The sequence below is a fragment of the Paenibacillus wulumuqiensis genome (assembly GCF_000971965.1).
Lineage (GTDB): Bacteria > Bacillota > Bacilli > Paenibacillales > Paenibacillaceae > Saccharibacillus > Saccharibacillus wulumuqiensis.
In genome coordinates this window covers 16,278-42,567 of the sequence record NZ_LAQP01000020.1, presented here as the reverse complement: position 1 = coordinate 42,567, position 26,290 = coordinate 16,278, and the positions used below count along the sequence as shown (strand labels likewise).

General features: G+C 50.7%; 18 protein-coding genes. All 18 read right to left on the bottom strand.

What is annotated here, in order from left to right; all coding sequences use genetic code 11:
- Window positions 1-67 precede the first annotated feature (67 nt).
- The 18 genes from ftsX to secA all read right to left on the bottom strand — a co-directional run bounded on the left by ftsX (window position 68) and on the right by secA (window position 26,166).
- On the bottom strand, window positions 68-988 hold the full coding sequence (ftsX, locus tag WH45_RS21285) for a permease-like cell division protein FtsX (RefSeq protein ID WP_046216436.1): 921 nt from the start codon (window positions 986-988) through the stop codon (window positions 68-70).
- Entirely contained in the window at window positions 978-1,664 is a 687-nt protein-coding gene (gene ftsE, locus WH45_RS21280; RefSeq protein WP_017815490.1) for a cell division ATP-binding protein FtsE, read from the bottom strand. Before ftsE ends, ftsX begins: the two co-directional genes overlap by 11 nt.
- A gap of 244 nt (window positions 1,665-1,908) precedes the next feature.
- Window positions 1,909-3,453: an MDR family MFS transporter gene (locus tag WH45_RS21275; protein ID WP_046216435.1), complete on the bottom strand. Its 1,545-nt coding sequence runs from the start codon at window positions 3,451-3,453 to the stop codon at window positions 1,909-1,911.
- Between the two features lie 272 nt (window positions 3,454-3,725).
- Window positions 3,726-5,216, bottom strand: coding sequence for a UxaA family hydrolase (locus WH45_RS21270; RefSeq protein ID WP_046216434.1), 1,491 nt, complete (start codon window positions 5,214-5,216; stop codon window positions 3,726-3,728).
- 36 nt (window positions 5,217-5,252) lie between these two features.
- Window positions 5,253-6,725, bottom strand: coding sequence for a tagaturonate reductase (locus tag WH45_RS21265; protein WP_046216433.1), 1,473 nt, complete (start codon window positions 6,723-6,725; stop codon window positions 5,253-5,255).
- Between the two features lie 307 nt (window positions 6,726-7,032).
- Window positions 7,033-8,034, bottom strand: a complete 1,002-nt coding sequence (locus WH45_RS21260; protein WP_046216432.1) for a LacI family DNA-binding transcriptional regulator — start codon at window positions 8,032-8,034, stop codon at window positions 7,033-7,035.
- A gap of 161 nt (window positions 8,035-8,195) precedes the next feature.
- Window positions 8,196-9,611, bottom strand: coding sequence for an MFS transporter (locus WH45_RS21255; protein ID WP_046216431.1), 1,416 nt, complete (start codon window positions 9,609-9,611; stop codon window positions 8,196-8,198).
- Window positions 9,612-9,812: 201 nt separating this feature from the next.
- Window positions 9,813-11,240 carry a glucuronate isomerase gene (gene uxaC / locus WH45_RS21250; protein ID WP_046216430.1) on the bottom strand — a complete coding sequence of 476 codons (1,428 nt, stop codon included), beginning with the start codon at window positions 11,238-11,240 and terminating at the stop codon, window positions 9,813-9,815.
- 760 nt (window positions 11,241-12,000) lie between these two features.
- Window positions 12,001-13,413, bottom strand: a complete 1,413-nt coding sequence (gene argH / locus WH45_RS21245) for an argininosuccinate lyase (RefSeq protein ID WP_046216472.1) — start codon at window positions 13,411-13,413, stop codon at window positions 12,001-12,003.
- 8 nt (window positions 13,414-13,421) lie between these two features.
- Window positions 13,422-14,678, bottom strand: coding sequence for an argininosuccinate synthase (locus WH45_RS21240; RefSeq protein ID WP_046216429.1), 1,257 nt, complete (start codon window positions 14,676-14,678; stop codon window positions 13,422-13,424).
- Between the two features lie 146 nt (window positions 14,679-14,824).
- Window positions 14,825-15,778, bottom strand: a complete 954-nt coding sequence (argF, locus tag WH45_RS21235; RefSeq protein ID WP_046216471.1) for an ornithine carbamoyltransferase — start codon at window positions 15,776-15,778, stop codon at window positions 14,825-14,827.
- 37 nt (window positions 15,779-15,815) lie between these two features.
- Entirely contained in the window at window positions 15,816-17,057 is a 1,242-nt protein-coding gene (locus WH45_RS21230; RefSeq protein ID WP_046216428.1) for an acetylornithine transaminase, read from the bottom strand.
- Between the two features lie 59 nt (window positions 17,058-17,116).
- Window positions 17,117-17,920 (bottom strand): acetylglutamate kinase, encoded by an 804-nt coding sequence (gene argB, locus WH45_RS21225; RefSeq protein WP_082097031.1) that lies wholly within the window; start codon window positions 17,918-17,920, stop codon window positions 17,117-17,119.
- A gap of 21 nt (window positions 17,921-17,941) precedes the next feature.
- Window positions 17,942-19,168, bottom strand: coding sequence for a bifunctional glutamate N-acetyltransferase/amino-acid acetyltransferase ArgJ (gene argJ, locus WH45_RS21220; protein ID WP_046216426.1), 1,227 nt, complete (start codon window positions 19,166-19,168; stop codon window positions 17,942-17,944).
- 108 nt (window positions 19,169-19,276) lie between these two features.
- Entirely contained in the window at window positions 19,277-20,329 is a 1,053-nt protein-coding gene (gene argC, locus WH45_RS21215; protein ID WP_046216425.1) for an N-acetyl-gamma-glutamyl-phosphate reductase, read from the bottom strand.
- 838 nt (window positions 20,330-21,167) lie between these two features.
- Window positions 21,168-22,067, bottom strand: a complete 900-nt coding sequence (locus tag WH45_RS21210) for a YitT family protein (protein WP_046216424.1) — start codon at window positions 22,065-22,067, stop codon at window positions 21,168-21,170.
- 420 nt (window positions 22,068-22,487) lie between these two features.
- A protein-coding gene (gene prfB, locus WH45_RS21205) for a peptide chain release factor 2 (protein ID WP_152663622.1) occupies window positions 22,488-23,604 on the bottom strand; the annotation gives its coding sequence in 2 pieces (ribosomal slippage) (window positions 22,488-23,531 and window positions 23,533-23,604; 1,116 coding nt in all).
- A gap of 108 nt (window positions 23,605-23,712) precedes the next feature.
- Window positions 23,713-26,166 (bottom strand): preprotein translocase subunit SecA, encoded by a 2,454-nt coding sequence (secA, locus tag WH45_RS21200; protein WP_046216423.1) that lies wholly within the window; start codon window positions 26,164-26,166, stop codon window positions 23,713-23,715.
- Between the last annotated feature and the right edge of the window lie 124 nt (window positions 26,167-26,290).

The window sequence follows — 26,290 nt, the reverse complement described above, 5'->3', positions numbered from 1 at the left end:
ACTCTATTATCGGCAGCCTGCTTGGATACCTTGATAGTTTTCATAAAAATCATGGTAAATTATAGCATTACACTTTCAGGAAGCGGCGAATCGATACCGTACTTCCCCATACTCCGATCACAATGCCCAGTACAAGCAGCAATCCGCCGAGCCACGGCCAGATCTGCTGCAGTGGAATAAGTGTCACCATGGAGGCCAGACTGAGTGAAGTCATCGAAGCGACCACCAGCTGATGATAACCGACAAATAAAATAATAATCGTCACGACCGAGCCAATTCCGCCCAGCAGTGCACCTTCTATAAAGAAAGGCCAGCGGATAAACTGATTGGTCGCACCGACAAGCTTCATAATGCTGATCTCCCGGCGGCGTGCCAGGATCGTCACGCGAATCGTATTGGCAATCAGGAACATCGCCATCAGTGCCAGCGCGGCCACCAGAATCAGTCCGATGTTGCGGATCAGTGCTGTCACCTTGAACAGGGTCTGCACCGTCTCACCGCCGTAGCGCACTTTGAGAATCGGCTTCTCCACATGTTCCGTATTGAGCGCTTCGATCTTTTGGGCGACAAATGGAACGGTTGTCGCTTCAATCACCTGCACCCTGAAAGCATCGGGCAGCGGGTTGTTCTCTTTGGCATAGCCTTCGAGGAAGCTCTCGCCACCCTCACCGAGGTTCTCGCGCAGCTCATCCAGCCCTTTATCCTTGGGAATATACCGGATATTGCTGACTTCCGGCATTTCGCTGATCTGCTGCTGCAGCTCTTCACGCAGATCCTGATTTACGTTCAGTTCCAGAAATACATTCACTTCGACCTGGCTGTCCGCCTGGTCGGCGAGATTATTAACATTAAATACGAGCAAAATAAATACGCCTAGAATAAACAGAGACACAATAATCGAGGTAATGGATGCAATCGACATCCACCCGTTGCGGAATACGCTTCTAAAACCTTCCCGCATGTGCCGCAAGAAGGTGCTAAAATTCATAACCGTACTCCCCTCTGATCTGGTCTCTGACAATCATACCGTTCTCAATGGCCAGTACGCGTCGGCGCATGGAATTGACGATATCCCTGTTATGTGTAGCCATAATGATCGTGGTCCCCCGGAAATTAATTTCGTCCAGCAGCTGCATGATGCCGTAGGATGTCTCCGGATCAAGGTTCCCTGTCGGCTCATCCGCAATAATCACGGAAGGATTATTGACGATGGCTCTGGCAATGGCGATCCGCTGCTGCTCTCCACCGGACAAATGGTCCGGATAACGATTGGCTTTGCTTTGCAGACCGACCAGATCGAGTACTTCCATCACCCGCTTCTTGATCTGCCGTCTCGGCGCTTCGATAACTTCCATGGCAAAAGCGACATTTTCGTAGGCGGTCAACTTCGGCAGCAGACGGAAATCCTGGAAAATGACGCCGATATTCCGGCGCAGCAGCGGAATCTTGCGCTGCTTGAGCTTGCTCAGATTAAATCCATTGACAGAAATCTGTCCTTTGGTCGGTTGCTCTTCCCGGTACATTAATTTCATAAAGGTCGATTTGCCCGCTCCGGAAGGTCCGACCACGTATACAAACTCATTACGGTCAATTTTTACGGAAACGCCTTGCAGGGCATGCGCACCGTTAGGGTACGTTTTCCATACGTCTTGCATCTCTATCAATTCATCACTTCCTAAGCACAGGTTCAATTATGACAGCAATATTCCATTCCGGCAGAACCGGGAAACATGATAATCATAAGGTTTTGACAAATTTTATGAACAATTCAACAATCTCTATTGTAACAAATTCGTTACCTCTTGAGTACTATAATAACCCGAAAATATGGACATAATCAAAAAAAGCCCGATTTCATTTTGGAAATGAAACCGAGCTTTTCGCCGTCACTCCATGCTGCGGCTGCAATCAGCGTCCTGCAGTGTTCTGTTCCCCCCGGGAAGATACCGCGCGGGCATTTCCCATAAATGATACAGCGATCAGTGCGCAGACTGCCGGAATGATCGCCCAGCCGAATGTGCCGGCGACCGATCCGGTCAGCGCCTGGCGGATCACTTCCAGCACTGCTGCCGGAATATGGGATTGCATCTCTTCAGACAGCAGGGCTCTCGGATCTATGGCAGACAGATCCATACCGCCAGGCTGCGCTTGTCCGCTGCCCAGCTGACCCTCCATTTCCCCGGTGAGCAAGCTCCGCTGAACAAGGCCGAATATCGTCACACCGACAGACATTCCAAGCGAACGTACAAAGGAAAGCGTCGAATTGGCTGCTCCCCGCTGGCGGAAATCAAATTCCTGAATCCCGCTGATCCCCAGCACGGAAAAGGAAAATCCGATCCCAAAGCCGGTAATTGCCAGATCGGTGACCAGCAGCCAGGTTGGCGTATCGGACGTCAGTCTGCTCAGCAGGAACATGCCTACGGTGAACACAACCGCCGAGAAGATCATAATCCGCCGAAACGTCATTTTGTTCACCAGTATTCCGCCCATCATCGCCGCAATCACCGATCCGATCGTCATTGGCATCAGGGTCAGTCCCGAATTGACCGCGGTTCCGCCGGTTACTCCCTGTACATAAATAGGGATATACAGCGTCACGGTAATAAAGGCCGCTCCATAAAAGAAGGAGGCTGCGACGCTGCCGGCAAACAGCTGCTTGCGGAACATCGGGAACGAGATAATCGGCTCTGCCGCCCGCCGCTCTGCAAATATAAATGCCACTGCCAGAACGGCAAAGCAGCACAGCAGACCGATAATGATGCCCGAGTCCCATGCATAGGTGCCGCCGCCCAGTTCCAGCGCGAACATCAGTGACACTACGGCACCGACGAGCAGCCCTGCGCCGGCCCAGTCGATTTTCTGACGGGAACGTTCCAGCGATTCCCGGTAAAAGATGAGGATCAGCAGCAGCGATATAATGCCCAGCGGCACATTGATATAGAATACCCAACGCCAGCTGAAATACTCGGTAATATAAGCACCAAGCAGCGGCCCGACCAAGCCGGACATACCGAATACCGCACCGAGCAGACCGGTCATCCTGCCCCGCTTTTCCGGAGGAAACGTATCAAATACGATTGTAAAGGCAATCGGCACCAGTGCGCCGCCGCCAATCCCCTGAATCGCCCGATAAATACTCAGTTCCACAATCGAATGCGCTGTACCGCACAGGATCGAACCGATCATAAACATAATCAGACCGAAAATAAAAAAACGCCTGCGGCCGTACATATCGGACAATTTCCCGAATATCGGTGTCCCCGCCAGTGAAGCGACCAGATATGCTGATGTCACCCAGACAAACTGGTCAAACCCGCCCAGATCACCGACGATTGTCGCGATGGCTGTCGCTACAATCGTATTATCGATCGAAGCCATAAATATACCGAGCAGCAGAGCGGCCACTATCCAGCCGGTACCAGCCTTTTTGCTATTAGCGGCTATTTCAGCCATTTCTGCTCACTCCCTGTTTTGAATTGCATAGGTTTTGTCAGGATACCAGACATTATTAACACATTCTCACTAGAATGACTCATCGGTCATTACTTTCCCCAGTATATCATATTATGTAGAGCTATACATACCTGAATCACATTTTCAGAATACCAAAAGCTCCCGATTCATCTACCGAATCAGGAGCTTTATAATTATTATTTCAATCTTTGGTATTCTGCCTTGTTATACTATTTTATCCGAGAGTACAGACTGGAAGCTGGAGCATGTTCCTACAGCGTTACACCATTTTTGAAAATAGCGATCTCGCGGAAGTTGTTCTTCTCATTGTTCACCCAGCGACCGCTGGCGACTTCAATAATATAATCGATAAAATCGGTCAGCGCATCTTCCATCGTCGTCTCTTCCACCAGCACGCCTGCATTGTAGTCGATCCAGTGCGGTTTGTTGGCATGGAGCGGCGAATTGGTGGATACCTTCATCGTAGGTACAAAGGAACCGAACGGTGTGCCCCGACCTGTCGTGAAAATAACCAGCTGGCAGCCGGCTGCACCCAGCGCCGAGGAAGCGACCAGATCATTGCCCGGTGCACTCAGCAGGTTCAATCCTTTGGTATGCAGACGCTCTCCATACTGCAGCACATCCTGTACGGTGGATACACCGGACTTTTGCGTACAGCCGAGCGACTTGTCTTCCAGGGTTGTAATACCGCCTGCCTTGTTGCCTGGTGAAGGGTTCTCGTAGACCGGCTGCTTGTAATCGAGAAAATACTGCTTGAAATCATTGATCAGATGGACGATTTTGCCAAACACTTCCTCGTTCGCAGCCCGTTCCATCAGAATCTTTTCGGCGCCGAACATCTCGGGCACTTCGGTCAGCACCGTCGTACCACCCTGGGCGGCCATATAATCGGATAGCTTGCCGAGCAGCGGATTGGCGGTAATGCCGGATAATCCGTCCGAGCCGCCGCATTTGAGACCGATCCGCAGTTCGGACAGCGGAATCTCTTCCCGCTGATCCAGACGGGCGCTCTGGTAAATGTCTCGCAGCAGCTCTACACCGGCTTCCACTTCATCCGAGACGGACTGGGAGACCAGGAACTTGATCCGGGAATCATCGTAATCACCGATTGCCTGTTTGAAATCTTCCATTATATTGTTCTCACAGCCCAATCCCAGTACCAGCACCCCGCCTGCATTCGGATGCCGAACCGCATCCGCCAGAATCGTCTGGGTATGCAGATGATCATCGCCCAGCTGGGAACAGCCATAGCTGTGCTTGAGCACCAGTGCATTTTCAAAAGGAGCCAGGTCGTTGATTTCCGCCTGGAACTGCTTGAGGATCATCTCGGCAATACCGTTGACGCAGCCTACCGTCGGGACGATCCACAGTTCGTTGCGGATACCCACTTCCCCATTGGCACGGCGATAACCCTGAAATGTCCGGTTCTCCAGCGTGTACGGCAGCGGGAAAGTGCGCGGTTCATAGCGGTAATCCTCTACGCCCGTCAGATTGGTTCGTGTATTATGGGTATGCACATGACTGCCCGCCGGGATGGGCTGAAGTGCATGGCCGATCGGGTAGCCGTACTTGATCACATGATGGTCCGGTTCGATTGGCTCGATCGCAATCTTGTGTCCTCTGGCTACATCTTCCTGCAGTACAATCTGACGGCTGCCTGCCTGAATACTCTCTCCCTGCCGATAATCGCGCAGGGCAACGACTACGTTATCCTGTTCATGAATCTGTATCATCTCCAGCACGGTCACTGCCTCCTGTTCATTATGAATATCAATCATCTAGTGGGACAGCAGTGTCCCGGCCGCAGTCAGCTCATGCAGCGCCTGACGCATACCGGAAGTGCGGATATTCAGCAGATATTGCGCTGTCCGCTCGGTCAATCCGGCAATTTCGTTCAGATTCATTCCCCAGAATTGTTCCTGACTCAATACATCATCCACCAGCTGCTCCATTCCCAGAGCGGTATCTTCATACCGTGTCCATACCTGTTCAAAATAACCCAGCACCTCTGCATCATCTGCCAGCGCAATCCGTTCCCCATCCCGCTCACCACGATAAAAGGCGATCAGGGCAGCCAGCGAGAACGTGAGCCGCTGCGGCAGCTGTCCTTGCTCTGCTGCATAGGCGCTCAGCGTCGGCAGATCACGTGTTTTGAATTTGGATATCGAGTTGAGCGCGATGCTCATTACATAATGTTCCACATACGGATTGCGGAACCGTTCCATTACAGCGGCAGCAAAAGATTGCAGTTCTTCCTCCGGCAGATCCAGCGTCGGTATAATCTCCTCCTGGATCAGCTCCCGGATAAAGGTACCGACCACTTCATCATTGACCGCCTGGCCGACCGTCTCCAGTCCATACAGATAGGCTACCGGTGTAAGCGCCGTATGGGCGCCGTTCAGAATCCGCACTTTGCGTGTCCGGTATGGGCTGAGATCGTCGACAATCTTGACCTGCAAGCCTGCCTCTTCTGCCGGGAATTCCCGGGCTATCCAGTCCGGTCCTTCGATGACCCACAAGTGAAATGGTTCACCTACTACCACAAACTGATCTTCATAACCAAGCTCGGCTGTAATCTCCGGCATGCGCTGCTGCGGATAACCTGGCACGATCCGATCGACCAGACTACAGCAGAACGTATTGGCCTGGTCCAGCCAATCGATGAATTCGCGCTCCAGTCCCCACAGCTTGCTGTACTGCAGTACGATATCCTGGAGTACCGCACCATTGCGGTCGATCAGCTCGCACGGGATAATGATGAACCCTTTGGATACATCGCCCTGGAAATGAAGATACCGGCGATATAGCAAGGCGGTCAGTTTGCCCGGATAACTGCTCTGCGGCCGGTCATCCAACCGATCGTCCGGATTGAAAGTAATCCCCGCTTCGGTCGTATTGGAAATAATAAAGCGCAGTTCCGGCTGCTCTACCAGCTGTTCATAGGCTTCGTAGCGGGCATACGGATCGATGCCCCGAGTTACACATTCCATCACATGATGCTCCCGCAGCGGCTGTCCGTTTTGCATACCTTCCAGATAGACAGTATACAGTCCATCCTGTTCATTCAGTCGCTCCGCCATACCGGTCGGCAGCGGCTGTACCACAACTACGCCGGTATCAAATCCAGCCTTGTGGTTCATCTCGTCAATCTGCCAGTCGGCAAAGGCACGCAAAAAGTTCCCTTCTCCAAACTGCAGTACACGTTCCGTATATTCCGTCGCCTGATAATGCGTCCGGTTCAATCGATCCATAGATATCGCCTCCTGTGAATTCAACAATCCAGTACGTTATAGGTCTATTCTAAATTCATGCACACGTTAACAAAATGAGTTAAATCACATTAATTCGTTAAATTATATGCAGCCCTATACAAAAACAGAACGATAAATGGGCTGGCTTCATACTATCCGTTAATGGCTGCCATGGATCGGATGCTGCAGACTCTCTGACTGGCTGCGGTGAGTCCGATGCTGCAGGCCATCTGACTGGCTGCAGCATCTTCACTGTATTGTCTGTCACTATGACGGTTTTCCCCCATATAGCCAGCAGTACCCGCATTCAGCCGCGGCGGACAGCGGACTGCCGCTCGACCAGTTCGGTCTCCAGGAAAATCAGTTCCTCCCGGTTGGCATCCTCTTCGATCCGTTCCATAATCTTCTCGGCTCCGTGCGCGCTGATCTCCTCAACAGGCCGCTTCACGGTCGTCAGCGCCGGATTGGTATACCGGGAAAAGTTAATATCATCAAATCCAATCACCGATACATCCTCCGGCACTTTCCGGCCGAGTGCATAGGCCGCATTGATCGCCCCGATCGCCATATCGTCATTGGAGCAAAAGACAGCGGTTGGCGGTGTCTCCAGCTGCAGCAGCTGACGCATCGCCTGATGCCCGCTCTCGGTCGTATAATCCCCGGCGACCCGGTAGCTGTCCGGTACGGTAATACCGTGCTGCTCCATCGCCTGCAGGAAACCGGCCCGGCGCTGCTCGGTCGACTTGAATCCTTTGAGTCCTTCGATAATCGCAATCCGCTCATGCTTATGGGCAGCCAGATAGCATCCCGCATCATACGAACCTTCCCGGTCATTGGAGACAATATTGACGAAGCCGCCGCCAGGGATCAGCCGATTCAATACGACCAGCGGAATATTTTGCTCCAGTACATGCTGGATAAAGGCATTATCATCATCGCTCTGGCTCATCAGGATAATCCCGTCAAACCGTTTGCGATGAATGGAACCGAAATCCTCGTATTCATCAATCCCGCGGACGAACAGATTATAGCCCACATCAATTACCGAGTTCACTCCGCGAATCGTATCTGCGAAAAAGCTGCTGCTCGTCCCCATTGAAATGCTCGTAAAGAACAGTCCGATCGTATGCGAACGCTGAAGCACGAGACTTTTGGCGTTGTAGTTGGGAATATAGTTTACTTCCCGCGCAATCTCCATAATTTTACGCTTGGTCACTTCCTTGATCAGCGGGCTGTTATTGAGTGCACGTGATACTGTTGTATGAGAGACATTGGCGAGTCTGGCAATGTCCTTGATCGTAGCCGCCATATGCATAACCTTCCTTTTCCGTAACTTGAGTATCCGCCCTGTACATGCGCTCCTGAAGCGCTGCAGTTCCGACAGATCAGACGTATCGTCTGCTTTCCCCTAAGAATACCATAACTATGCATATTGACCATAACCAGAACTTTCCGGACATGCTGTGCCTTTTATCGCTGCATCCCGTATTCGGTATTACTGCTGTTGCGTATGCGCAGCTCGGCGACGATCTCCTCATGCTTGCTGTCTGTCAGCTTGTACATAAATCCAATAATAACCATGGCAATCGCCAGCGCAATTGCCGGATACAGACAGAGCAGACCTTTGATCCCGAGCAGTGTGCCTGTACTCTGGGCAACGTTTGGAATATAACCGACCAGTCCAAGACCAATCCCGGATAATGTACCTGCCAGTGACTGGGCCAGTTTGCGTGAGAAGTTAAACAGCGAATACGTAATACCGTCTTTGCGCTCGCCGGACTCCCATTCTCCATAATCGATAATGTCCGATACAAAGGCCCATGTAATTCCGTTAGGAATACTGATCCCGATAAACGCGATACTTGCCAGAATTGTGAAAAGTACCACATTTGATGGCGCCAAAAAGTTGATCGTATCTGCGACGACACTGACACCGAGTCCGATCAGCGCCGTATTGCGCTTGCCGAATTTTTTGACCAGCTTGGGCAGGAACAATACCCCGATAAAGGAAGAACCAATAATAATAAAGTTCATATACGCCATCAGTTCCACATTACCAAGATTGTACTGGGCAAAATACACCAGCATCGCCGACTTGATATTGTAGGCGGAAATGGTGAACACCGTCATCAGCACAAGTACCAGCAGCGGTTTGTTGCTGATAAAGGTCTTGATGATCAGCCACGGCGTTAATTTCTCCTTGGGCGGCGCCTGATTCACTACCCGCTCCCGAGTTCCTTTGTAACAGAAGAAGAAAGCGATTACGCCAATCAGCGACATAATGCCCATTACGACCGGATACCCCACCTTCGGATTGGCAAAATGAACAATAATCGGCATTACGATAACGCTTGTCACAAACAACGCACCGAGCGAACCTGCCTGCCGGAACGAAGACAGCGATGCCCTCTCGACCGTATCCTGTGTAATCGCTGCTCCGAGCGAACCGTACGGAATATTAACAAAGGAATACCCGATGCCCCAGATCATATACGAAGCATACGCATAGATCAGCTTGCCGGAGGTCGACAGATTCGGCGAGATAAAGGTCAGTATCGTCAGAATGGCCAGCGCGATGCTGCCCATAATGAGATAAGGTCTGAATTTGCCGCGCGGTCCGATATTTTTGCGGTAATCAATGCTGGAACCGACAATCGGATCGCAAAAGGCCGCAAACAGCTTGCTCGCCGCAAAGATTCCGCCGGCTGCAATCGCCGGTATTCCTGCTACATCGGTAAAGAATTTCAACAGATACAACTGGCCCAGGTCGAACATGAATCCGTTTCCAAAGTCACCCATGCCGTACGATATTTTTTCTTTCAAACTGATCTTGGCAGTAACTGCCGGCTCCTCAATCGATACAGGCTTTAATGCTGTAGCTCCCATCTGTAACACTTCCTTCGATCTTTATAATGGTTTTATTAGTGAAATAATTCACAATGTAAGTATAAATGAACCGCTTGAACAATAAACTGGTTCTGAACCGGATGACAAGCTGCCTTTATAGATAACAGACAGCATGCGTCCTGTTCCTGTATTATTCAAGCGGTCATGTGATACCTTTAATACCTTTGGTCAACTATCTTCTCAGACGCGGCTTGATACAACAGCCGGGAAATTAAAATACTGCTGCGCATTGTTGTAGCAGATGCCCTGAACGAGGCTTTGCAGCAGCTGTGGATCATTCGGCGCTTCGCCGCTCTCTACCCAGGTGCCCAGCAGATCGCAGAGCAACCGGCGGAAATATTCATGCCGGGTATACGACAGGAAGCTGCGGGAATCGGTCAGCATGCCGACGAACCGGGACAGCACGCCCAGATTGCCGAGGATTCGCATCTGTTCGCGAATGCCGTCACGGTGATCGTTGTACCACCACGAAGTACCGAACTGGATTTTACCGGGAATGCCGCCGCCCTGGAAGCTGCCCGCAGCGCTTGCCAGTACATGATAATCGTTCGGATTCAGAGAATACAGAATGGTCTTCGGCAGGCCGCCTGCATTCTCCATTGCATCCATCAGGGAGACGAGCGGCTGGGCGATCACACCGTCATTGATGGAGTCGTAGCCGGTATCTGGTCCCAGCTTGCCAAATGCGACAGAGTTGTTGTTGCGCAGCGCGTGGATATGCAGCTGCATCGCCCAGCCGAGTTCGGCATACAGGCTGCTCAGGAAGACGAGTGTACAGGTTTTGTGTTTGGCTTCATCTTCCGGGCTGACCTGACCCTGCTCCAGCAGTCTGGCAAAAATCTCGGCCGCTTCCTCGCGGGTCGTATCCGCATACATCACTTTGTCGATTGCATGGTCGGAGACGCGTCCGCCTGCTTCATGGAAGAAGCGTACCCGTTTCTCCAGTGCAGCAAGGAACTCATCATAGGTACGCACCTCGGAACCATTCACTTCGCTTAATTGCTGCAGCCATGGCTTGAAGGTCGCACGGTTCACTTCCAGCGCCTTGTCCGGGCGGAAGCTTGGCAGTACCGCTGTCTCGAAGCCGCTGATTTCGCGAATCCGGGCATGATATTCCAGGGAATCGACAGGATCATCGGTTGTACAGACGACGGTTACTTTGGATTTGGTGATCAGATCACGAGCGCCGAATCCCGGGCCCTGCAGCTGCTTGTTCACTTTTTCCCAGATCATCGGAGCAGACTGCTCATTCAGCAACTCATGCACGTCAAAGAAACGCTGCAGTTCCAGATGGGTCCAGTGATAGAGCGGATTGCCGATCAGCTGCGGAACGGTGCGCGCCCAGGCGAGGAATTTGTCATAGTCTTCGGCATCGCCGGTAATGTAGCGTTCCTCGACTCCATTCGCCCGCATCACCCGCCATTTGTAATGATCCCCGTACAGCCAGGCTTCGGTAATATTTTTGAATGTTTTATTTTCGTAGATCTCCTGCGGACTCAGATGACAGTGATAATCGATAATCGGCATATCTTTGGCGGTATCATGATACAGGCGGATCGCTGTCTCACTGTTTAACAGAAAATTATCATCCAGAAACTTCTTGGTCATCTTCTTCATTCCCTTCATAAATAATGCTGCTATGTTACTGAATTATCGTCATGCGACCAAATTGTTAACGTTAACATTTCTAGTCTCATTGTAGCGCTTTCTGTAGAATACGCAATACCATTTATAGATTTTTCTTGTTACAGTTTTTTGAAAAGGAACAGGCTGTTACTGTAACAGATATCACAGATAAAATGTGTAGGTATCGCTCTCGCTTTCCGGCTATTTCAGATTATGCCCGAATTTCATGCTTACATGACTCTTTCTTTTCATTACATTTAGGCGGTTATTAACGGATACTGCTCTTTTGATATGTAAAATAATAAAAATGATGCGTTAATGGCACTGTACGTTTCTCTCCAGACCTTTCTCTAATTACTCCAAAACGTATCTTTCTCACTAGTTGACGTACTTTTTGCATCAAATAAAGTCTGTAACAAGCCCGAATCTGATTTTATAGCAGCCATTTGCCATACAAATTTCTTGAAATTCGAAATGTTAATATGACTTTTGATATAGGCAGCCCTGCTATTCCTTACCACCCTCCTTCAAAAATTCAGACCAAAAGCAGCATTCCCAATGAGAATGCTGCCTGGTTGCAGTGAGTATGCTGCTTGTACACGGTCATGCATTGCATCTGATATCAGACTACTGCATACGGAAATGCTGCTGCATAAAATGCAGGCTTTTTAATCGTTACAACCCGCTTGTTTAACGTCCCATGTTCACTGCGACGTCTATTCGAACATTAACTGTTTTCTCCTTAGTGCGGCTGTGCATAGCCTTCCAGCCACTGTACCGTATGACCCAGCTTCTGTTCGGCGCGTTCAATCGCTGCCGCCACCTGTACCGTCGCTGTACCACCGTATACATTACGGGCATTGACGACCGTCTCCGGCTGCAGCACCTGATAAATGCTGTCATCGAACAGCGGGGAGAATTCCTGGAACTCCTCCAGCGTCAGATCGAGCAGATATTTACCTTCCTGGATACAGTATAGCACCGTTTTGCCAATCACTTCATGAGCCTGACGGAATGGCAGACCTTTGCCAACGAGGAAGTCCGCAATATCCGTTGCATTGGAAAAGTCCTTGTTGACCGCTTCACGCATCCGGCCGGTATTGACCTTCATCGTGGCGATCATCGGTGCGAACAACTGCAGGGCTCCTTCCAGTGTGGCTACCGTATCGAACATGCCTTCTTTGTCTTCCTGCATATCCTTGTTATAGGCAAGCGGCAGCGATTTGAGCACGGTCAGCAGACCGATCAGATTACCGTACACACGGCCCGTTTTGCCACGTACCAGCTCGGCGACATCGGGATTTTTCTTCTGCGGCATAATGCTGCTGCCGGTACAGAATGCATCATCCAGCTCGACAAAGTTGAACTCGGTACTGCTCCAAAGCACCAGCTCCTCGCTCAGACGGGACAGATGCGTCATGATCAACGATGCACCGGACAGGAATTCCACGATAAAGTCGCGATCACTGACCGCATCCAGACTGTTCTCATAGACCGCATCGAATCCGAGCTGCTCCGCTACAAAATGGCGATCGATCGGAAATGTTGTGCCTGCCAGAGCACCTGCTCCGAGCGGCAGGACGTTGATGCGCTTGTAGCTGTCCTTGAGACGGTCAATATCCCGCTCGAACATGGACACATAAGCCATCAGATGATGCGGGAATAGAATCGGCTGGGCACGCTGCAGATGCGTATAGCCCGGCACGATCGTCTCCATATTGCTTTTCGCCTGCGTGATCAGTGATTCCTGCAGCGCATGCAGCAGGCCGACCAGCTCCACGACCCGTTTGCGCAGGTACAGATGCATATCGGTCGCCACCTGATCGTTACGGCTGCGGCCGGTGTGCAGCTTGCCGCCGACAGCACCCACTTCCTCGATCAGATGCTTTTCAATATTCATATGGATATCTTCATCCGAGACGGAGAAGTTTACTTCGCCCGCCTGAATTTTAGCCAGTACCTTGTTCAAACCTGCCTTGATCGTCTCTACATCTTCCGTAGGCACGATGCCGCATTTGCCCAGCATGGTCACATGAGCGAGGCTGCCCTGGATATCTTCTTCTGCGAGTGCTTTATCGAAATGGATGGAAGCTGTATATTCTTCCACCAGATGGTTGGTTTGCTTGGTAAAACGTCCGCCCCATAGTTTGCTCATACTGCCGGTCACACTCCCTGCTTCGCTTGAGTTGCTGCCTGCTGCTGTACCCCTGCGCCCACTCTGAGACGAAGTGCATTCAGCTGGATAAAGCCTGCTGCATCGCCCTGGTCGTATGCGTTGGTCGGATCAGCTTCCATAGTCGCGATATCCGGGTTGTACAGGCTGACCGGGCTGCTGAGACCTGCCGCGATAATATTGCCTTTGTACAGTTTTACTTTTACTGTACCGGTCACATTTTTTTGGCTTTCCGTAACGAGGGCCTGAAGTGCCAGGCGCTCCGGTGCAAACCAGAAGCCGTTGTACACCAGATTCGCATAACGGGTGATCAGGGAATCGCGCAGGCTCATGACTTCGCGGTCCATCGTCAGGGACTCCATTTTGCGGTGAGCAGTGAACAGGATCGTTCCGCCCGGTGTCTCGTATACGCCGCGGCTCTTCATGCCGACAAAGCGATTTTCCACCATATCGACGCGGCCGATGCCGTGCTTGCCGCCCAGCTCATTGAGCTTTTCCATAACTTCCAGCGGAGTCATGGACTGGCCGTTCAGTGCGATACAGTTGCCTTTTTCAAATTGCAGTTCCAGCATTTCCGGCTGATCCGGTGCATCTTCCGGCGATACGCTCAGTATGAACATATCCTTGTTGCTCGCTGCACTGGCGTCAAAGTCCGGATCTTCCAGCACGCCGCTCTCATAGCTGATATGCAGCAGGTTGCGGTCGGTGGAGTACGGCTTTGCTGCCGAAGCCGTCACCGGGATACCATGCGCTTCGGCATAGGCGATCATCTCGGCACGTCCCGGGAAGTCCGCACGGAACTGCTCCAGACGCCATGGTGCGATAACCTGAATCTCCGGTGCCAGTGCAGCCGCGTTCAGTTCAAAGCGCACCTGGTCGTTCCCTTTGCCTGTAGCGCCGTGAGCGATAGCGATCGCTCCCTCGGCACGGGCGATCTCCACCATACGCTTGGCGATCAGCGGACGGGCGATACTCGTTCCGAGCAGGTATTGTCCTTCATACAATGCGCCTGCCTGGAACATCGGATAAATGAAATCTTCGGCAAATTCGGCACGCAGATCATCAATGTATACTTTGGATGCACCGGTAGCCAGTGCTTTTTCTTCCAGTCCGTCGAGTTCGTCTGCCTGTCCGATATCTGCTGTAAAAGCGATAATTTCGGCATCATAGGTTTCTTTGAGCCATTTCAGAATGATGGATGTATCCAGACCGCCGGAATAGGCGAGTACAATTTTATCTTTAGCCATGAGTAGGTTCCTCCAGTTACTGATTTACTTGGTTGGGTGCAGCTGACGATTATTGTGTATGGGTCATGCTCGCTATGATCATGTTGGCGTAAGTATGATTGGAAATGGATGCTGTTTATCGCATTCATCGCTGAATAACGGGATTTCTAACCGATCAGTGCGGTCATGATTGCTTTCTGGGCATGCAGGCGGTTCTCGGCTTCATCGAAAATGACGCTGTTCGGTCCGTCGATAACACCGGCGCTGACTTCCTCGCCGCGGTGGGCGGGCAGGCAGTGCAGGAAGATATAATCCGGCTTGGCATGACTCACCAGTGCTTCATTGACCTGATAGTCGGCAAAAGCCTGCTCGCGGATCTTCTGCTCTTCCTCGAAGCCCATGCTGGCCCATACGTCGGTGTAGATGGCATCAGCATTTCGTACAGCTTCGATCGGATCACGTACGATCTTGATCGTAGCGCCGCTCTCGGCAGCGAGCAGTTCGCACTGCTTGATGACGGCCGGGTCCGGCTCGTAGCCTTCCGGACTGGCGACATAGACGTCCAGACCGACCCGTGCCCCGCCAATCATCAGAGAGTGCGCCATATTGTTGCCATCGCCGATATAGGCTAATTTGAGGCCTTTGAGCTGGCCTTTTTGTTCCACGATGGTCTGGAAGTCAGCCAGCACCTGACATGGATGTCCCAGATCGCTCAAGCCATTAATGACCGGGATATCGGCATATTTCGCCAGCTCGGTGACATTCTCATGGCCAAATGTACGGATCATGATTCCATCGAGATAGCGGGACATGACACGCGCCGTATCGGCAATCGTCTCGCCGCGGCCCATCTGGATATCGTTTTTGCTGAGGAACAGTGCATGTCCGCCCAGCTGATACGTTCCTACTTCAAAGGAAACCCGTGTACGGGTCGATGACTTTTCAAAAATCAATCCGACGGTCTTGCCTTCCAGCGGACGATAGATTTCCCCTGCTTTCTGCTTGCGCTTCAGCTCAATCGCCAAATCGATCAGAAAGTTAATCTCGTCCGCCGTATAGTCACTCAGTTCGATAAAATCTTTGCCTTTAAAATGACTGAGTTCCAGCTTGTTCTGCACCATATCTTCCATGTCCCCATTCCCCCTTGATTGCTGCGGTTTAGCTTCCGCTTGGTCCTGATGCGCTAACGACAGGCGCATATTCCTGAATCACTTCATTCAATATCTGAATCGCCTGGTCGATCTCCTGCTCTGTAATGAGCAGATTTGGCAGCAGACGAATCACATTCGGTCCTGCATTGACGAACAGCAGTCCTTTTTCCTGTCCCGCCATGATCAGTTCATTGACCGGCGATACACATTCGATTCCGATCATCAGACCTTTACCGCGGATCTCTTTGACAAAGGAATGACCGGCCAGCTTGTCATGCAGCTGCTGCATCAGATAGTCTCCCATTTTGGCTGCATGCTCCACTACATTCTGCTCCTGCATCGTCTCCAGCGTGGCTATTACCGCAGCCGTCGCCAGCGGTGTCCCGCCAAAGGTGGAACCGTGACTGCCAGCGGTAAAAGCGTCCTTGAGATATGCCTTGCCGACCATCGCACCTACCGGGAAGCCGCTCGCCAGCCCTTTGGCCAGGGTGAAGATATCCGGCTCAATCCCGTAATGTTCAAAGGACATCAGCTTGCCTGTACGCCCCATCCCCGTCTGAATCTCATCGATGATGAGCAGCAGTCCATGCTGCTTGCACAGCTCGGCAACAGCCTGCACATATTCCGTGTTAGCCGGATATACGCCGCCTTCCGCCTGGATCATCTCCAGCATGACAGCCGCCGTATGCGGTCCAATCGCCGACTGAAGTGCCTCCAGATCGTTCAGCGGCACCGTTACGAAGCCTGCGGGCAGCGGATGAAATCCTTCTTTGACCTTGTCCTGTCCGGTCGCTGTCAGTGTCGCCAGCGTCCGTCCATGGAATGACTGGGTAAAGGTAATGATTTCGTAGCGTTCTTCCCCTTTGACCTTTTGCTGATATTTGCGTGCCAGCTTGATCGCCGCTTCATTGGCCTCGGCACCGCTGTTGCAGAAAAATACAGCAGCGCCGGAAGTCATCGATGTCAGCAGCTGCGCTGCTTTTTCCTGATTCGGAATCTGGAACAGATTGGACGTATGCCACAGTTCATCCAGCTGCTGCTTTAGCTTGTCGGCCACCGCTGTTGGAGCATGGCCCAGATTGGTCACTGCCAGACCACACATGAAGTCCAGATACTTTTTACCGTTCACATCCCACAGATAGCTCCCTTTTCCTTTTGCAAAAGCGAGCGGGTATCGCGCGTACGTCGGAAATAATGCACTTTCTTCGCTTGACTGTGATTGCTGCTGATTACTCGTCGGATTAGCCATACGGGGCACACTCCTCTAATGTGTAGTCAAATGTATGTGAATCACTTATGGACGATCGATCATTTACGAATAATGCGGGTACCTACCGGATCGCCTTTCAGTACACGGCTCAAGATCTGCGGCTCACTGCCATCGACAATGATGACTTCCTGTACCTCTCCCTGAATGCAGGCAATGGCTGCCTTGACCTTGGGAATCATGCCGCCGTAGATTTCACCGGTGGATATCATCTCGTCAATCTCTTGTATGGTGACCTGGGGCAGTACTTTTTTGTCGCCGTCCACCGTGCGCATAATTCCCGGCACATCGGTGACGACGATCATTCGTGGTACACCCAGATGCGAAGCAACAGCACCGGCTGCGGTATCGGCGTTAATGTTATATCGCTGACCTGTTGCATCCGCGCCGACTGGGGCAATGACCGGGATATAACCCAGATCGACAATCGCCCGGATAATGGAGGCTTCCACATAAGTCACATCACCGACCAGACCCACCTCTGCCGAGTTACTCACCGGACGCGCCTGGATCAGTCCGCCATCCACACCGGAGATGCCGATGGCTCTGGCCTGGCTGCCCTGAATACGGCGTACGATCTGCTTGTTGATGCTGCCGGACAATACCATTTCCACTACATCCAGCACCTGCTCTGTCGTCTTGCGCAGGCCGCCGACAAATTCCGTCTCAATTCCCAACCGGGTCAGATTATCTGAAATGGCCGGGCCGCCGCCATGTACAATGACCGGCGTCGTACCCGACTCCTGAATATGCTTCAAATCTTCAAAAAAAGATGCCGGCAGTGCTGCCAGTGTACTTCCACCGCACTTCATGACAAAGGTACGGTCTGCTGCAGTTCCAGTCATGATCATATCCTCCTGTTTCCATTAAGTACGGTAGGCAGCGTTAATACGAACATAGTCATACGTCAGATCACAGCCCCATGCCAGAGCCTGACCTTCTCCATAATGCAGATCCACCACGATCTGTACCGTATCGCCCTGAAGATACTGCAGCGCCTTTTCTTCGTCAAATGGCACCGGTCTGGAATCGGTCAATACCACAATGTCTCCGAGCCGGATATCCACCGTATTCACATTTAGCGGTTCACCGGCACGTCCGACAGCTGCGATGACCCGTCCCCAGTTGGCATCGGCTCCGAACATGGCGGACTTCACGAGGCTGGAGCCTATGACGGTTTTGGCAATGGCACGGGCAGACAGATCATTCAATGCTCCATTAACAATAACTTCAACCAGCTTGGTGGCTCCTTCGCCATCTTTGGCAATCGACTTGGCCAGATATTCACATACCTGACGGAAACCCGCTGCAAATGCCTCCCAATCCGGATGTTCCGGCGTCAGCTCCTCGTGTCCGGCGAGGCCGCTGGCCATCGCTACCAGCATGTCATTGGTGCTCGTATCGCCATCCACGGTAATCATGTTAAAGGTCTGATCGGTCGTCGTCCGCAGCAGCTGCTGAAGATTCTCCGCCGAAATGACCGCATCTGTCGTCATAAATGCCAGCATCGTCGCCATATTCGGGTGGATCATGCCTGACCCTTTGGCGGCTCCGGCAATATGTACCTGTCGGCCGTTCACCTGTACTGCCACACCAATTTCCTTTTTCACCAGATCCGTTGTCAGAATCGCCTGGCAAAATTGTTCCGCATGTTCCGGCTCTCCGCCGATAGCTGCCGGCAGCCGGGTAATGCCGGAAGTGACACAGTCCATCTTGAGCAGTTCCCCAATGACTCCGGTGGAAGCTACTGCCACATCCTCTTCAGCGATTCCCAGCTGTCTCGCCGTCTCCGCACGCATGGTATAGGCATCCTGCTCGCCCTGCTGCCCGGTACAGGCATTGGCGTTACCGCTGTTTACGACAACAGCCCGTAGAGTTCCGTTCGACAGACTCTGCCGGGTCACCTGAAGCGGTGCCGCCTGAAAAAGATTTGTTGTATATACAGCAGCCGCAGCTGCCGGTACCTCGCATACAATAACACCAAGATCATTACACTCTGTTTTTTTCAGTCCGCAATGCAGACCTCCAGCCTGAAATCCTTGCGGAGTCACGATAGTTCCGTTTGGAATCTGCTCAAACCAAGATTCTGACATGATAGTTCCTCCTACTTTTCCGTCGGCAATGTATATTCTGTATAGGTATGCGTACATTTATATGCAATTTGACACTGTGCCATTCAACAATTCGTCCGAATAAAATAATTAAGGGTATACAGGCAGCATATTCAGCCCGGTGTTCTCCGCCCAGCCCATCATCCGGTTCATATTCTGGATAGCCTGACCGGCGGCTCCTTTGACCAGGTTGTCGATTACCGAGATAATTGTCATCCGGCCTGTACGTTCGTCCAATGCAAACCCGATATCACAGTAGTTGGAACCGGCCACTTCCTTGGTGGAAGGCCACTGTCCCTGCTTGCGGATACGTACAAATGGACGATCCCGATAATATTCACGATACAGCTCAATCCATTCTTCCTCCGAATGACCGCCTACCGCTGTTCCATACATCGTACTCATAATTCCCCGTGTCATCGGTACGAGATGAGTAGTAAAGGTGACAGTTACCGGCTGACCGGCGGCTTCGCCAAGCACCTGCTCAATCTCGGGAATGTGCTGATGTTTATTGACTTTATAAGCCTTGAAGTTCTCGTTCATCTCCGCATAATGCGAAGACAGGCTTGTACCGCGACCTGCACCGGATACTCCGGATTTGGCATCAATAATGATGCTGTCTGCCGCCAGCCAGCCCGCTTCCACACCAGGCAGCAGGCCCAGCAGTGTCGCTGTCGGGTAACAGCCCGGGTTGGAGATCAGGCGTTTGCCGTTTACATCATTGCCTTTCCATTCACATAGTCCATAGACCGCTTCTTCGAGATAAGAGGCTTCCGGTGCATCATGCTTGTACCACTGTTCATAGGTTGCGCTGTCCTTGATCCGGTAATCCCCGGACAGGTCAATGACCCGCAGACCGGCTTCGACATACTGGGGAACCAGCTTGCTGCTTACTCCCGATGGTGTCGCCAGAAAAACAATATCCGCTTTTTGCGCCGTCTCGGCCGCATCCACTCCATCCAGCTCCATGTCCATCACACCGCTCAGATGGGGAAATTGGTCTGACATCGGCTTACCGCTGCTTGAAGCCGAGATGACCGAAGTAATCTCCACCTCCGGATGATGCTGCAAAAAACGAATCAGTTCCACCCCGCCATAGCCGGTGGAACCTACGATAGCTACTCTTGTTTTAACTGGACTCAAGCTCAATTCCTCCTGTTCGGCACATTCTTGGCCTTTGCATTTCCGAATATAAGATGTGTATTATTATACATCCGATGTAATATAAATACAACCTTCATTACGAATGACTGCGCGCAGCAGGCAAAGTGCCATGATTACTAATAACCCTATCATCCCAGCTTTATTCTTTTATCCTCAATATTGGGTGTTTTGTCCTTATTTGGTTTAAATTGCTCGTTTGTATTTTCCTCATTTAGTAGCTACTTTAGTAAAAATATAAGCACATATTCATATAGAAACGCTATATTTGCAGATGTATCAACTTTCGTTTCCTTCTATAAATAGATAGTGAATAAATGCATAGCGCTGCTATTCATCTGTATTGATTTGCTACTTCGTATGTATTTGTTGACTCGTATGTATTTGCTGATTTGTATCTATTTCTTCATTCTGGTCTGTCCCTTTATACTTATCTATGTTTTCATCTATAGCTTTATCCTATGTATTCAGGCAGGCATGTAGGTAGGTGTTGGTATAAATGTGTACGTACGGAAGCATTATTATATATGCAGCTATATGCATTTGCTCAATAGCCCGTTTTTATTCCCTTTCATTTTCCTTATATGCATGTTTTTTTCTATTCACCTCTATACTTACTCTCATCAAAGCACCAAAAAGCGCGCCGCCCGGTAATTCCCCTACCAGGCAGCGCGCTTTTATTTTCGTTTATACTTCTTATTTTATTTTTCACTTTCATTCTTGCTCTTTACTCTTTGCGCTTCGTGCTTCGCTCTTTACTTTTTCATTCTCTATTCTTATCTTTTATTTTCTCCCTTTACTTTCAAGCACATCTCCATCCTTATCCGGGCAGCTTGAATCCTTTACCCAATACTTCATGCGCATTACTGATAATAACAAAAGCGTCCGGATCTACCGCGCGGACGATCGTTTTCAGCCGGCTTGCTTCATTTTGCCCGACCACGACCATGAATACCGTTCGTTCGTCTCCGGTATAGCCGCCTTCCGCATTCAGTTTGGTCAGTCCGCGATCCAGATCATTCAGAATCGCCAGCCGCATCGGCTCGACTTCCTCTGAGATAATATAGGCCACTTTCGAGTTGCTGAATCCCAGTTCAACGGCATCGATCATTTTGCTCGTTACAAACAGACCGATCAGTGCATAAAGCGCCTGCTCGGGCTTGAGCAGCAGACCCGCCAGCAGAATGACCGTACCATCCGTCAGAATTACACAGAATGACATGCTAAATCCGGTCAGCTTGTGTATAATCTGCGCCAGTATCGCCATCCCGCCTGTCGATCCCCGGCCGCGAAAGACGATGCCAAGACCCAGGCCTACGCCGATACCACCGTACAGTGCACCCAGCAGCGGATTGGTGGTAGGTGCAGGCAGATCACGCGTCAAATAAATAAACATCGGCAGTACAATCGTACCCAGCAGTGACCGTATGCTCGCCTGGTGTCCCAGCAGCAGATACCCCGCTACAAACAGCGGAATATTAAATACCCACTGCGTATACGCCGGCTCAATCCCCATAATCTCCGAAGCAATAATCGATATGCCCGCTACTCCGCCGGAAGCGATATGATTGGGCAGCAAAAACAAATTAAACGCCAGCGCCATAATACAGGCCCCGATCACGATCAGAGCGGCATCCCAGCTGTTGCGCAGCGGCCCGGTCAGCGGAATAATCGGCGGTTTCCTCCTGCGTGAATTGGTCTGAGAAGATGTTGTCATCATATTATTTGTTCACCTGTACCCTATCAAATTTGCATCAGTTGCCGAACAACCCTTACAGATCATAGTACTCATCCAGAATACATATTTCTGTCGCGTTTTTATTGTATTGCATATTGTTTATTTCTGAAAGAACATGCGGCAAATAGGTGATACTTTAATCCGGGACCGGGCCACCGCATCTGTGTAAATGAACAAAGATCTATCCTTCATATACCCAAAATCCCAATATGTCCAAAAAGCTCAATGTACCCAAAAATCCAATACATCAAGAAGCCAATACATCAAGAAGCCAATACATCAAGAAGCCAATACATCAAGAAGCCAATACATCAAAAAAAGACCTTCATCCATAAGGAATGAAGGTCTCTATGTTCAGCACAATCATGCTCGTACTATTGAAATAGGATTGCATGGATATTGTTACTGATCCACTTCCACTTTCAGCTGGCTGCGCAGATATCCATCGATAAATGGATCCAGGTCCCCGTCCATTACCGCTCCAATATTACCTGTCTCCACCTGAGTACGATGGTCTTTGACCATGCTGTACGGATGGAATACATAGGAGCGAATCTGGCTGCCCCAGGCAATCTCGGACTGCTCACCGCGGATTTCATCCAGCTGTTTGCGTTCTTCCTCGATTTTGCGTTCATACAATTTGGAACGCAGCATCGTCATCGCACGCTCACGGTTTTTGATCTGGGAACGCTCGGTCTGACAGCTCACGACAACGCCGGACGGCAAATGCGTAATCCGGACAGCCGAGTCAGTCGTATTGATATGCTGACCACCCGCGCCGCTGGCACGATACGTATCCACTTTGAGATCTTCCGTACGGATCTCAATCTCGGTATCATTGGTAATCTCGGGTACCACGTCACAGGATACAAAAGACGTATGACGACGGCCTGAAGAGTCGAATGGAGAAATACGTACCAGACGATGTACTCCTTTTTCCGCTTTCAGGTAGCCGTAGGCATTATAGCCTTTGATCAGCAGGGTAACACTCTTGATCCCCGCTTCTTCGCCTGGCAGATAATCCATTACTTCCACCTTGAAGCCGCTCTTCTCTGCCCAGCGTGTATACATACGCAGCAGCATGGAGCCCCAATCCTGGGATTCCGTACCACCCGCACCCGGATGAAGTTCCAGAATCGCATTCAGCTTGTCATACGGCTCATTGAGCAGCAGCTGCAGTTCGAACTCTTCCAGCTTTTTGACCAGTGTCTGTACGCCGGAAGTCACTTCCTGTGCCAGTTCTTCATCATTTTCCTCATCGGCCAGTTCAGCCATCAGGCTGACATCGTCGTATTCCTGCTGCAGCTTGTTGTACTGGTCTACCGATCCTTTGACCGCATTCATCTCTGCAATGACCTCTTGAGCCGATTCATTGTCATCCCAGAAATCCGGAGCCGACATTTTCACCTCAAAGTTCTCGATCATTTCATTTTTGAGATCTAAGTCAAAGAGACCCCCTAAGGTTGGATAATTTCTGAGCCATTTCACGCAGGTCATGCTTTACATTCGGTTCGATCATGAACATTCACCTCTTCGTTAGTATACGATTCCTTTATCCGAGAAAAGACACCCACAACCATGGTGAGTGTCTCCCGGTATCTTTTACTGCCTGGTTCGATAACCTGAATTATTTGCGTCTGCGACGACGTTCTTCACGGGAAGGACGTTTCTCTGCCGCTTCGGAGCTGTTGGTGCTGACTTTGCTTGTATCCACAACAGCCTGACGTTCCTGTTGAGTCTGGATTTGGGCTCTCATCACATAGCCGGCAACTTCTTCCTGGATGTCTGCCACCATCTGATTGAACATTTCAAATCCTTCAAACTGGTATTCACGCAGCGGATCGGTACCACCATATGCACGCAGGTGGATACCCTGACGCAGCTGTTCCATCGCATCGATATGGTCCATCCACTTACGGTCAACCGCACGCAGAACAACCACTTTCTCGAATTCGCGGATTGTTTCTTCCCCGATTTCCTTTTCACGCTGCAGATAACGCAGTTCCACACGCTCGAAGAGGTAGTTAACCATCTCTTCTTTTTCTTTCTCGTGCAGCTCGGATTCATCTACGGTATTCTCAATCAGGAAGTTATTGTTGACATAGTCAGCCACTTCCTGCAGTTCCCAGTTTTCCGGAATATCATCATTACAGTGAACTTCAACCACACGCTCGATACAAGGCTTGATCATCTGCAGAACAACCTCACGGATATTCGCCGATTCCAGCACTTCACGACGCTGTTTGTAGATGATTTCACGCTGCTTGTTCATCACATCATCATACTGCAGGACGATTTTACGCATATCAAAGTTACTGCCTTCGACGCGGCGCTGTGCAGATTCAACCGCACGCGTAATCATCCGGCTCTCGATCGGCTGGTCTTCTTCAAAGCCCAGCTTTTCCATCATATTCATGACATTATCTGCACCAAAGCGCTTCATCAGCTCATCGCCCAGAGACAGGTAGAACTGGGTCGAACCCGGGTCACCCTGACGACCGGCACGACCGCGCAGCTGGTTATCGATCCGGCGGGATTCGTGACGCTCTGTACCGATAATGTGCAGACCGCCCACTTCCGCGACACCTTCACCCAGGATGATATCCGTACCACGACCGGCCATGTTCGTAGCGATCGTTACCGTACCCGGCTGACCGGCACGGGAGATAATTTCCGCTTCTTCGGCATGGTATTTCGCATTCAGTACCTGGTGTTTGATGCCTTTACGTTTCAGCATTTCGGACAGCAGCTCCGAGTTCTCGATAGAGACTGTACCGACCAGTACCGGCTGGTTTTTCTCATGGCGACGTACGATCTCATCGACGACAGCGCGGAACTTGCTTTGTACGCTCTTATATACAACGTCCGGAGCATCCTGACGCTGATTCACGCGGTTTGTTGGCACCTGTAGTACTTCCAGACCATAGATTTTTTTGAATTCTTCTTCCTCGGTTTTCGCTGTACCGGTCATACCTGCCAGCTTTTTGTACATACGGAAGTAGTTCTGGAACGTGATCGTTGCCAGCGTCATGCTTTCGTTTTGTACATCGAGGTTTTCCTTGGCTTCGATCGCTTGGTGCAGACCATCGCTGTAACGGCGGCCAGCCATCAGACGTCCGGTAAATTCATCGACGATCAGAACTTCACCGTCGGCTACGACATAATCCACATCGCGGTGCATGATGGCATTCGCTTTGAGCGCCTGTACCACGTGGTGGTTAATCGTTACATTGCTATTATCATACAGGTTCTCCAGGCCAAAGAAGTTCTCGGCCTTTTCAACGCCTGCTTCAGTCAGAGCTACGGATTTCACTTTGATATCCACAGTGTAATCATCTTCAGCCTTGAGGCTTTTCACAAAACGGTCAGCTGCAAAATACAGTTCGGTGGATTTCTGCGCCTGACCGGAGATGATCAGCGGTGTACGGGCTTCATCGATCAGAATGGAATCGACTTCATCAATGATACAGAAGTGCAGCGGACGCTGTACCATCTGTTCTTTGTACAGCACCATATTGTCACGCAGATAGTCAAATCCAAATTCATTGTTCGTACCGTACGTAATATCGCACGCATAAGCAGCCTGTTTCTCCTCATGCTTCATACCGCTGAGGTTAACACCGACTTCCATGCCCAGATAGTTGTAGATACGACCCATTTGCAGACTGTCACGTTTGGCCAGATAATCATTGACCGTAACGACGTGAGCGCCTTTGCCTTCGAGTGCGTTCAGGTAGACCGGCAGCGTACCTACCAGCGTCTTACCTTCACCGGTTCTCATCTCGGCGATCTTGCCTTCGTGAAGAGCGATACCGCCGACCAGCTGTACGTCAAAATGACGCATGCCCAGCTGACGTTTCGAAGCTTCACGCACAGTGGCAAAAGCTTCGGGAAGCAGCTGTTCAAGCGTTTCACCTTTTTCCAGACGTTCGCGGAATTCTGCGGTTTTCCCCTGAAGTTCATCGTGGGAAAGTGCTTCAAATTCCTTTTCCATATTGTTGATGATGTCAACCGTCTTCATAATTCGTTTAACATCACGTTCATTTGTGTCACCAAATATTTTCTTAACGATACCTAGCATGGTTAACCCCTTTCGCGCTAAACAGAGATGGATTATTGAATAAATGGAAATTACACGACGCTTCCGGGGGATTATTCAATAACCTCAGTTGCAATAAATTGTACCAGTTTCAGGTAAATGCCGC